Here is a 10,574-nt window from a genome sequence, read left to right as displayed (position 1 = left end):
TTTTTTATTGCCGGATGTCGACGCAAAGCGTCTTATCCGGCCTACATGAAAGGGGTCAGCCTCAGCGGCTCTGCTTTCTCAGCAGATAGATAAAGTACGGCGCACCAATAAACGTCGACAATAATCCCGCCGGGATCTGATACGGAAACAGCACCATCCTGCCGCACCAGTCAGCAAAGACCAGCAACACGCCACCCGCCAGCGCCGAAATCAGCATATGCGGCATCGCCCGACGAAAACCCATCATACGGGCAATATGCGGAGCCATCAGCCCGACAAAGCTCAACGGTCCAATAGTCATGGTGGCTGTCGCCGTCAGCCCTGCCGCCAGCAGCAGTAACCCCACGCGTGATGGCGTGATAGCCATACCTACAGCCCGCGCCGTATCGCCGCCGAGCGGTAAAATTGTTAGCCAACGGCGGCACAGAGGCGTCATCGCCAGCAGAATCACCATCACAATCCCGGTACGCAGTACTTGCTCTCCGCTCGCGTTATAGGTTGAACCGGAAATCCAGGTCAACACGCCCGCCATGCGCGGATCGCCGCTGGCCTGCAGCATCATCAGCAGCATAGTAAAGGCCGTACTGAGCGCCATACCGGCCAACAGCATACGGTGCGGTGAAAAACCACCGCGCCCGGCAGCAATCATAATGACAAGCAGAGTAGCCGCGGCCCCGAGGCTTCCGGCAGGCAGCAGCCAGCCAAAAGCATTTCCGGGGACCAAAAACAGCATGAGTACCACGCCAAATGCTGCACCGGAGCTAATGCCCAGCACTTCCGGGCTGGCCATCGGGTTGCCCGTCAGACGTTGAATAATACAGCCCGCTACCGCCAGCATCACCCCGGCAATCAGGGCCGCCAGAATGCGAGGCCAGCGCCAGGGCATCAGCTCATCCAGCATCGCGCCGCTAGCCCATGTCCAGCCATGTGCGTCGCGGCCAAACGACAGCGCCACCACGAGGGTTAGCAGCAAGATTACGCCACCCGCCAGCGCAAACACCAGCACATTCTGACGCTCAGCGGCGATGCGATTACTGGCGTTCATATCCGGGGCGCTCATACTCCTCAAGCGCGGCAACAACCACAGTAGCAACGGTGCGCCAATCAACGCCGTCACTGAACCGGTGGAGACTTCCATCCATACGCGGGTCAGCCACAGAATGATTTGGTCGGAGAGCCAGAGGATCAACGCACCAATCAGCGGGGCCAGTACCAGACGTGCCAGCAAACGACGCGCACCGAGCATTTTCGCCAGCAGCGGTGCAAACAGGCCAATAAAGCCGATAATCCCAACCGCGTTAACCAGTAAGGCGCTGATGACAATGGCCAGCGATAACGCCGCCAGACGTGCCAGCGACAGCGCCAGACCGAGGTTGCGCGCCACGCCGTCATCCAGTCCCATCAGCGTCATTGGGCGTAATAACAACAGAGTCAGCATCACACCGCCCAACAGCTGCGGCCACAGACGCTGTACGCCGCTCCAGTCGGTTTGCGTTAACGTGCCGCTGCTCCATAAAAACATGCTTTGCAGCTGATCGTGATGGAAGATAACCATCAACTGGTTAATCGCCCCGCAGTACAGGCTGACCACCAGCCCGGCAAGGATTAACGTCACCGGAGAAAGACGCTTGCCCCAGGCAACGCCAAACACCAGCGCCCCAACGACACATGCTCCCGCCAGCGCCGCAAATTGCGTGGTCAGCGCACCAGGAATAGCCCACAGCGTGGTAACCGTAATGCCCAACTGCGCACCAGTCGCAACGCCCAGCGTGGTTGGCTCCGCCAGCGGGTTACGCAACACCTGCTGAAACAACACGCCGACCAGGCCCAGCCCGGCGCCGACCAATAGCGAAATCGCCAGCCTCGGCAGCAGGCTATAGTGAAAAACCATCTGCTCAATGATGTCGATATCCGGTGACCAGATAGCCTGTTGCCACTGACTGCGCGGTAGTGCAACGGAGAAGTTAACCCATGTCAGCCAGCAGGCAGCAACAAACAGCACCAACAACAGCAACGCCGGATGGCGGCTTCGCCTTATCCGGCCTACAAAGCGCCCAAACCATAGGTCGGATAAAGCGCTTTTCGCGCCGCCATCCGGCATTTCAAGTTTCCTGCTCACGCTTTGCCTCCCAACGCATTCTCCAGAATACGGGCAAAATGCATGGCCGATAGCGTTGCGCCATAGAACCAAACGGCAGGCACACGTTGAAAACGTCCGCCACGGACAAACGGCATCGCCTGCCATAATGGCGTAGACATCAGCGCAGCCATCTCTTTATCGTTGCCGTGATCAAAGCACAGCACATCGACATCCTTATAAGCAGCCAGACGGTCAATACTCACGGCAGTGCTGCCCCAGAAGTTTGTTTCTCCCTGCCAGGCGTTAGGGATCCCATATTCGTCCAGTACGTCCTGGAACAGGCTGTTTGAGCCAAACACCAGCATATGCCGCGAATCAAGCAGGGATGTCAGGAGCACGGGACGCGCGCCGCGTTGCATAAAGCGCGGTTTCAGGCTGGCGATAAAATGATCGTACTCAGTCAAATGGCGTTCAGCAGAAGCTTGCAGATTGAACAATTGCGCCATTTCCTGCAGCGACTGTCGCGCAACGGCCAGCGGCTTTTTGCCATCGCTAAAGTTAAATCCCCGGCCTGGTGCAATCCGCGCCAGCTTTTCAGGAGAAGGACCGTAACCTGCCGACCAGAGCAGAAACGAGGGCTTCATTTCGGTCAGCAGTTCGAGATTGGGTTCCGTACGTAGCCCGACGTCAATTACCGAGTCCGGCAGAGGAGGCTCACTGACCCACAGCTTGTAGTTAGGGATATCTGCGATGCCATACGGCGTAATACCCAGCGCCAGCAGCAGCTCTACCGGCAGCCATTCCAGCGCTACAATGCGCTGGGGATCAACCGCCGCGGCGTGCGCCGTATTCATCCGCCACAGCAGAGGCGACAGCGCCATCGCCGTAAGCAGCCGCCGACGAGTAATATGATGTAATCCGATCATTAATAGACAAAACTCACGGGTGCGGCACCGGCCGGATGCGGCAAAATGCCCATCGGGATACCGTAAATTTGTTCCAGAGTTTCACTGCGCATCAGTTCAGCAGGCGTTCCTTGAGAAATCATCTCACCGCCGCGCAGCGCAACGAGGTAATCGCAGTAACGGGCCGCCATATTGATATCATGCAGCACCGCAACCACCGTCAGCCCGCGCTGCTGGCTTAAGCGGTGCACCAGCGCCAGCACGTCAACCTGATGGGCGATATCCAGCGCGGAAGTCGGTTCATCAAGCAGCAGACAGCGGCTGTCCTGTGCCACCAGCATGGCAATCCACGCGCGTTGGCGTTCCCCACCGGACAGGCTATCGACCAGACGGTGCGCCAGCGGCTTTAAACCTACCAGCGAAATTGCTTCTTCTACCTTCTCTCTGTCGGCAACGCCAAAACGCCCCAGCGCCCCGTGCCACGGATAACGACCAATCGCCACCAGTTCGCGTACGGTCATCCCTTCTGCCTGCGGCAGCTGTTGCGGCAGATAGGCGACCTTGCGGGCAAACGCTTTACTACTCCAGCTCTCCAGCGGCTGTTCGTCGAGCAGGATTTCACCTTCTGACGGCGGCTGATGACGTCCCAGCATTTTCAATAATGTCGATTTACCGGAACCGTTGTGGCCGATAAGACCAGTCACTTTCCCTACAGGAAAAGTTAATGAGAGAGGATGCAAAAGCGTGCGACCAGGCACACGAAAGGAGACATTACGCAACGCAAAAGTGGTGTCGGGATGGGATCTGTTTTCCTGCATAGCAGCCAACTTGTAAAACGGGCACGCAAAGCGTGCCCAAAGAGAAATTAGAAACGGAAGGTTGCAGTTGCAACGACCTGACGTTCTGCGCCCCAGAAGCAGCCATAAGTATTGAAGCAGCTGGCGACGTATTCACGGTCAAACAGGTTGTTCACATGCAGCGCCACGTTGGAGCCAGCCATACCTACACGCGCCAGATCGTAACGCACTAACGCATCTACCAGCGTGTAGCTTCCCACTTTGAAGGAGTTTGCCGGATCGCCATAACTGGAACTAGTATAACGAACACCCGTACCCAACGTCAGCCCGGAAAGCGCACCATCATAGAGGGTGTAATCCCCCCACAGTGATGCCATATGTTTTGGCACCTGGGCAGGCGTGTTGCCTTTGTAGTTGGTGTCAGTGGTGTATTCCGCATCGGTATAAGTATAAGAACCGACCACGTTAACGCTGGCAGACAGCGCCGCTTTCGCTTCAATTTCCACACCGCGTGAGCGAATTTCGCCGCCTTCAACTGACCAGATCGATCCATTCGGGTCGGCCATCAGGTTGTTGGTTTTGGTCAACTGGTAAACGGCACCGGTCAACACGATCGGACGATCGCTCGGTACGTACTTCACGCCCGCTTCGTACTGCTTACCTTTAGATGGCGCAAAGATATTACCGCTTTCCCCAACCTGAGAATTTGGTTCAAACGATTCGCTGTAGCTGAAATACGGGGTTACACCGTTATCGAACAGATAGTTAACACCGCCACGCCAGGTGAACTGTCGGTCATCACGGGAGTCCAGCACACCAGAAACTCGGTTCAGAGAGTCCTGCTTAGCCCAGTCGTAACGACCGCCCAGAGTGACCAGCACCTTATCCCACTGCATCTGATCCTGAGCGTACAGGCCCGTTTGTTCCTGTTTATTCAGAACGCGATAAGCTGCGCCAGGTCCAGGGTGCGAGCCAAAGTCAAAATCGCTACGGTCAAGATTATAGATATCAGACGGCGCTACCGAACCAGCCCAACCGAACCAGGAGTTGATATCGTTACGCATACGCATATAGTCAACGCCGGTCAGCAATGTGTGATCCAGGGAACCGGTGGCGAATGTGCTCTGCAACTGGGTATCAACAGAGAAATTCTGCAATTTTTCATTATCGTCAACGTACTGACGAGTCAGCGTGTGATCCCAATCTGACTGAGGGATGCTGGCGCAAGGGCTGTTAGCCGGATCTTTGGTATACAGCGGATCGGAGCACATGCCATAGCCGTACACGCTTTTCTGCGACACTTTGTTTTGGGCATAACGCAGGTTCTGACGTACGGTAAAGGTGTCGTTAAATTCGTGGTCGAAGCTGTAGCCCACCATCTTCTCGTTACGAGAGTAGGTATTGTTGTCCGCACCTTCGTTGAAATCGGTCGGCAGACGTGAACCATTTGGCAGCTTAGACACGGTCCCCTCTTTCGGCAACCAGCCGTAATAACCGGTTTCCGGCTCGTTCTGGAAGTAGGAGAGGAAGGTGAAATTCGTCTTATCATCCGGACGCCATGTGAAAGATGGCGCGATGGCATAACGCTGTTCTTCTGCGCCCTGCTGCTGCGCATTCGCGGAACGCGCCAGGCCGGTCAGACGGTATGAGTACACACCATCGTCATCCAGCGCATCGCTGAAGTCAAAACCGGTCTGAAACAGGCTGTCAGTGCCCATTTTGAACTGAACTTCTTTCAGCGGCTCCGTTGTCGGGCGCTTGCTGACCATGTTCAACAACCCACCCGGGTTGCTCTTTCCGTACAGAACGGAAACCGGACCGCGCATCACTTCGGCGCGCTCCAGCATATAAGGGTCGATGACCGCATCATTGTAGAAGTTGCCCTGCATCTTCAGGCCATTCAGATAGTTATTCTGACTTTGGCCGTCTGCGGCAAATCCGCGAATAATCAGGTAGTCATAGGTATTGGACGCGCCACGCGTACCCACGGCAACGCCCGGGGTGTAGCTGAGCGCCTCTTTGACCGATTTTGGCTGATGCAACGCCATCTCTTCGGCGGTGACCACTGAAATAGACTGAGGAACTTTTTGAATCGGAGTGTCGGTTTTGGTCGCCGTAGCAGACTGTCGTGCAGCGATGGTTGCCGCAGGCCCCCATGCGCTTTCCTGCGGAGCAGGTGCAGCAGTTACGGTGATGGTTTCTTCTTTCGGGTCAACCGCCGCCTGTGCATAGACAGACATGCCGCTAACCGCTGTGGCTACCACTACTGCGATTTTACGCAGCGATGAACTTGGCTGAGCAGTTTTAAGACGCGCCATTGGTATTTCTCTGATGAAAGTGAATGATAACGTAAACGAGAATTATTATTATAACGGCAGCATAATATTCGAAACTCTGGCGAGATAGCAAGCAATACGCGTCCCTACTAAAACTGAGGGGTTAAGAAATAACCAGATGAAAAGAAAGGGTTAATAAATTAGGCTGGAATGTTGAAAAGAAAAGCCTGCAAATACACAGGCTATTTTTGGCTAGCGGTAAAAAACGTTAAATGTCGCAACAGAGTCAACCTTTCCCGCTTTTACAGTTCCTGTTTGTACATATCTTGCTTTCAAAGGGATAGTGACAGACTGCCTATCGGTTGTTTGCGCTACCGCGTTGTAATCTTGATCAAATTTCAGCACATTATTGTTGCTGTCGAGAATTTGTAATCCGACCCCTTCGGCCGCGTCATTACCACTGGCGATCTCCAGGATGTCGCTATTGCCACTCACGCCAGTTGAACCGGCAGTGGTGAATTTATAATCAAGTTTGATGCCCGCGACACACTGTTCCAGCTGAATCTTGAAACTATCATCAGATACAACATCGGAATAACCGTCCACAATATCGCTAGTCATGATTCTCTTAAGCGGCACTGTGATATTTTTTTCAACCAAATTGCAGGTGTTAGCAGTAACGTTAATCGCTATTGGCGCAAAGCGAATTTGAGCAATAACCTGCGAATCATAAATCCAGTCCGCATTGAGCATGTTGACGTCAATAACCCCTGACTGCACAACACCAGTGACGACAAATTCAGCTCTCGCATGTGATTGAATACTATAGTCACTTAAATTGGATGTTTTTGCCGACCCTAAATGCATAGGGGTGACCAGCGATCCTTCTGTTAGGCCGGAACTGTTATCTTTAGACCAGGCAACCCGAAAACCTATTCCCGGAACATTTGTTTGATAAACGCGGCTAAGGGGATTATCCGTGCGGGCATCGCTACTCGTGAATACGGTATAACCTGTATAGATATCGCCACTATCTGTACAGTCCACGACATTAATAAGGTCGCCAGTCACTTCCTGGGTTGCAATGATCGTACCTGGAGCGGCGTCCGCATTTACCGTAAACGACGGCATATTGAACGTAGAGGTTGACGGCGACGCATCATTATCTATTTTGCAGGATGCCTGAACTGATTGCTGTGCGAACAATAGACCGCAACATAGAATCAATCTAAAAATCATATAATTATTCATATTCCCACAGTCCATTTTATGTTTTCCCTTTACACTATCGACACTCAACCGCAGCCTGGTAAATAGAGGACTCGATATCTTCCGGGATCTGTGCATTTCCTTCGCAGCGTTGTTCCGGAGCACTACCCCACTGTACTTTAAACGGTACATTACCTTTCAAACCGGTCAGATAAACTTCGCCACCATCTCCGACTATTGAGGAGCCCCCCTCAATTGACAGTACCGCGCCGAAAGGCACAAAACTCGATCCATGGTGAAGTGTTAATAAGGCGCGAATACCCTGGCGGGCAGAGAAATTAGCTGCGACAACTGCCCCTTTCGTAGGTACGACATCTTTGGCCGGTTTTTCGATATCCAGATCGTCGCGTTCCCCGCTGTTCACCGTGACGGTATTACGACGATAATTAGTTAGATATGGTACGACCGCATTTCCCCAGTAGTCAGTGTAAATACCTTGCATATTCTGGACTTTAACATCTGCTCCCTCATCAATATGGACAATAGCAAAAGCATCCTGGACAGATTGCCCCAGCGTAATACCATAAGGATGTGCGACGACGGATCCTTGCGCGCTGTAGTTCCACTGTTTGCTATCTTTGGCATAGCTATAGTTCGCCCCAATTTCACCGTATGAGCCACGATAACGCCCCGTCATGCTCGCACCATATCCAATATCGTGATCGGTATAGCTTTGCTGCAGGTTATAACTTAAGTTGTTATCTTCCAGCGCAGTCCCGCCAATCCCAACCTGATGCACGGTATTGCCATTTTTAGCGCTGTTTAGGTTGTAGGTCGCCCAACTGTTTGACAGCCAACGTGACAAAGGAATATTGACGGAAAATGCAACCTGCTGGTCATTATCGCTGTTTGGTGTTTTTGTCAGGCTATAGTTCACAGACCAGGTGATGTCCTGCCAACTGGAGCTGAATCCCATACTGGCACTGCGCTCATGCCCACTCATATCCCAGTAATCTTGTTGATAACCATTGATATACACAGACCCGACAGAGCCCAATGATTGCGACATACTCAACTGTAAACGGCTACGACGATTGTTTGTTTTACGGTAATTGTAGATTCCATCATCTTCACCTCTATCGCGCTGATCGAGTGCTTCCTGGAAGGTATAAAAACCAGAAGTGGAATAACGGTAACTGGCCAGCGTCACCGTGGTATCTGTTGCAGAAAAGTCTTTGGAATATTGTGCACGCCAGGATAAACCATTGGCATTACCACGCCCGTCGTCAAACTGAGTTCTGGCCGCAGTAACATCTACAGACACAGAACCAAGCTCACCGAGATCGGCCCCTGCCCCGACCAAACCGGCACGATAAATTGATGCTTCGAGCGCTCCGCCATACAGCGTAATGCCATGAGGCATGCCGTAGATTACCGTCGCCTGACCAAACCCAGGTTCCTCGCCGTTATCGCTATCGCGGTATTTTCCACCAGCAAGGCTATATTTCAGCGCACCTTCACGCTGTAAGATGGGTACCGAAGCGCTTGCCTGAATAAACGAATGCTCGCTTCCATCAGCCTCTTTAACGGTAACTTGTAAATCTGACCCTGCTGTTACCTGACTGAGATCTCTGATTTCAAAGGGGCCGCTGGAGACATAAGTCTGATATATCGTGTAGCCATTTTGCTTAATCGTTACTTTTGCATCGCTATTGGCAATTCCGCGCACAACAGGCGCAAACCCTTGTAAGCTATTGGGTAACATGCTGGTATCGGTTTCCAGCTTCACCCCTGTCATCTGTACGCTGTCAAACAGTTCGCCGTTGGTATATGTCTGGCCAATTTCAAGCTGGCTTTGCAGAAATTTAATATCCCGCTCCAGCGTGGTGCTGATCGCATCCCAGCCATCCGAATTGCTGTAGGTACTTGAATTACGAAGCCGCCAGGCGCCAAGATTTAGACCGGAATTAAGGCTTGCCCAGTTCGAGTTATCGTTCTCGCCATTTACTTGCTGGCGGTTGCCGCTAATGTAATAGCTGCTCCATGCCGCAGGAATGCCATCGTCCCAGTCTTTAATAGGGATAGCGCCAGCGACTTGCTGGTCGCGATAAATTTGCGGTATCCGCATGAAAAGAGTTTGGCTATCGAGTTGAAAATCAAACTTTGCTCCCGATATGTACTGGGCGATGTCGCCAACTGGAGCCGTATCAGCCAATGATTTCAAGCCGGGAAGGCTATCAACCTTCACCCCCAGCTCTCTGAGATCCCCTTTGCTGAACTGCGGGAGTAACTGCGTCTTATCCTGTGATAGTACGTAAGTAATATTTCGCTTATCAATGCGATCATAATCCCACATCACTTCAGTCAAATAAGTCCCTGGTTGTAACCCATTATTTTGCAAAAAGGTTTCCAGTGTTGACGTATTCTCTAACGGTGTACCGAGTTCCAGAATATGCAAATTGAATTCATCTTTAGCGCTCGCAGGGTGCAAAAAAGAGAATAATGCCAGCGTGATACTGTTGAGCAAAAAGAGTCGACAAGATCGCAAAGGATAAGGCCGCATATAATAAATTCCCTTTAATTATTACCCATACGGTCATTGCGTATTATAGTGATTGGCGCTTTTTCACCGTTGCAGCACCATAGTCATTCACTGCAGCCCATGACACATCACCTACTGCAGTTGCAGGTATTGAAAATATCTGTTCCCCAAAGGGAGGAACCGTCATTGACAATGACTCAGGTACAGACCTGTCTGCGAGAGGTTTTACCTGCTTTCCGCCAACAGAGAGTTCTAATAACGAAATATGAAATGGCGTTGGATTCTTTGCGGTTAATTGAGAATCCTGACGGCTAAACCGTAATTTTTCCCACGCACCGGCAGCGGCCGATTCTTTAAGAATCACTGGCCGCCAAAAAAGTTTCAGCTGTGTTTTCATCGCAAACTGCAACGTATTTTTATCTTTTAATTCATCAGGCATAGCCGAAACAGATTTAAAGTTGGCAACAAACATCGATTCACGGTCTTGTGGTAGCGAACCTTTATCGCCAATAAAGATGATATGCAGCAGAGCCTGGCCATTAGCGTCCATTTTATAAATCGGCGGAGTGATAATAAATGGCGCTTTTGTGTTATCTGTCTTTGTTACCCAGCTTTGTATCAGATATTTATTGGCATCTTCTTTATTCTTAATAGATATCTGTACTTCTTTTTTATTCTCCGGGTAAATGATTCTAGTTCCCCCCAGGACAATGCTGGCCTGTGCATTTATGGCAATAAGCCCAATGATGGCAAAACAAATTCGCG

Annotated in this window: 7 protein-coding genes; all 7 read right to left on the bottom strand. The window is 51.7% G+C overall.

Features of this window, described 5'->3' with window-relative positions; all coding sequences use genetic code 11:
* Positions 1 to 61: 61 nt before the first annotated feature.
* On the bottom strand, positions 62 to 2,101 hold the full coding sequence (fhuB, locus tag FDW94_RS11300) for a Fe(3+)-hydroxamate ABC transporter permease FhuB (RefSeq protein WP_137377610.1): 2,040 nt from the start codon (positions 2,099 to 2,101) through the stop codon (positions 62 to 64).
* A 14-nt stretch (positions 2,102 to 2,115) separates the two neighbouring features.
* Positions 2,116 to 3,006: a Fe(3+)-hydroxamate ABC transporter substrate-binding protein FhuD gene (gene fhuD, locus FDW94_RS11295; RefSeq protein WP_137377596.1), complete on the bottom strand. Its 891-nt coding sequence runs from the start codon at positions 3,004 to 3,006 to the stop codon at positions 2,116 to 2,118.
* The gene (fhuC, locus tag FDW94_RS11290; protein ID WP_003829206.1) at positions 3,006 to 3,803 is read right to left on the bottom strand and encodes a Fe3+-hydroxamate ABC transporter ATP-binding protein FhuC; all 798 of its coding nucleotides are present in this window, start codon (positions 3,801 to 3,803) and stop codon (positions 3,006 to 3,008) included. The genes fhuD and fhuC overlap by 1 nt, the downstream gene beginning before the upstream one ends.
* A gap of 47 nt (positions 3,804 to 3,850) precedes the next feature.
* On the bottom strand, positions 3,851 to 6,100 hold the full coding sequence (gene fhuA, locus FDW94_RS11285) for a ferrichrome porin FhuA (protein WP_048227070.1): 2,250 nt from the start codon (positions 6,098 to 6,100) through the stop codon (positions 3,851 to 3,853).
* A 210-nt stretch (positions 6,101 to 6,310) separates the two neighbouring features.
* Positions 6,311 to 7,309: a fimbrial protein gene (locus tag FDW94_RS11280; RefSeq protein WP_233097517.1), complete on the bottom strand. Its 999-nt coding sequence runs from the start codon at positions 7,307 to 7,309 to the stop codon at positions 6,311 to 6,313.
* 34 nt (positions 7,310 to 7,343) lie between these two features.
* Entirely contained in the window at positions 7,344 to 9,830 is a 2,487-nt protein-coding gene (locus FDW94_RS11275) for a fimbria/pilus outer membrane usher protein (protein WP_137377594.1), read from the bottom strand.
* Between the two features lie 43 nt (positions 9,831 to 9,873).
* A complete protein-coding gene (locus FDW94_RS11270) occupies positions 9,874 to 10,569 on the bottom strand; it encodes a molecular chaperone (protein ID WP_137377609.1) in 696 nt (231 codons plus the stop codon).
* Positions 10,570 to 10,574: the final 5 nt, after the last annotated feature.

This window comes from Citrobacter sp. wls757, from assembly GCF_005280935.1.
Taxonomy (GTDB): Bacteria; Pseudomonadota; Gammaproteobacteria; order Enterobacterales; family Enterobacteriaceae; genus Citrobacter; species Citrobacter portucalensis.
Note: the sequence above shows the minus strand (reverse complement) of the source record. Positions and strands in the feature narration are given on the sequence as shown.

What these genes read in the sequence shown, in the direction of transcription:
- fhuB (WP_137377610.1), bottom strand. Translation starts at nt 2,101, where the DNA reads ATGCCGGATGGCGGCGCGAAAAGCGCTTTATCCGACCTATGGTTTGGG.
- fhuD (WP_137377596.1), bottom strand. Translation starts at nt 3,006, where the DNA reads ATGATCGGATTACATCATATTACTCGTCGGCGGCTGCTTACGGCGATG.
- fhuC (WP_003829206.1), bottom strand. Translation starts at nt 3,803, where the DNA reads ATGCAGGAAAACAGATCCCATCCCGACACCACTTTTGCGTTGCGTAAT.
- fhuA (WP_048227070.1), bottom strand. Translation starts at nt 6,100, where the DNA reads ATGGCGCGTCTTAAAACTGCTCAGCCAAGTTCATCGCTGCGTAAAATC.
- FDW94_RS11280 (WP_233097517.1), bottom strand. Translation starts at nt 7,309, where the DNA reads ATGAATAATTATATGATTTTTAGATTGATTCTATGTTGCGGTCTATTG.
- FDW94_RS11275 (WP_137377594.1), bottom strand. Translation starts at nt 9,830, where the DNA reads ATGCGGCCTTATCCTTTGCGATCTTGTCGACTCTTTTTGCTCAACAGT.